The organism is Gilvimarinus gilvus (assembly GCF_030518155.1).
Taxonomy (GTDB): Bacteria; Pseudomonadota; Gammaproteobacteria; order Pseudomonadales; family Cellvibrionaceae; genus Gilvimarinus; species Gilvimarinus gilvus.
The window spans coordinates 1-317 of sequence record NZ_JAULRU010000110.1 but is presented as its reverse complement, the minus strand read 5'-3'; the positions used below and the strand labels follow the sequence as shown (position 1 = coordinate 317).

The 317-nt window shown below is 48.3% G+C and carries 1 protein-coding gene; it reads right to left on the bottom strand.

All coding sequences use genetic code 11. From position 1 onward, the window contains the following. The coding region (locus QWI17_RS00585; protein WP_441294574.1) for an AMP-binding enzyme at positions 1-317 on the bottom strand (317 nt) is incomplete at both ends.

Sequence of the window (317 nt, the reverse complement as noted above, 5' to 3'; positions counted from 1 at the left end):
AATTTGCCTTATCCCGTAAAACGAACTTCTGGATTTTACCGGTCGAGGTCTTAGGCAACGCGCCAAAAACAACCTTTTTCGGCGCTTTGAACTTAGCCATATTCTCCCGACAGAAATCGATAATCTCCTGTTCGGTCACTTCAGCGCCGTCTTTCAGGCTGACAAAGGCACAGGGTACTTCGCCCCACTTATCATCATCACAGGCAACCACAGCCGCTTCCATGACGCTCCGGTTACGGTAAAGAACGTCTTCCACTTCGATGGAGGAGATGTTTTCACCACCGGAGATGATAATGTCTTTTGAGCGGTCTTTGATA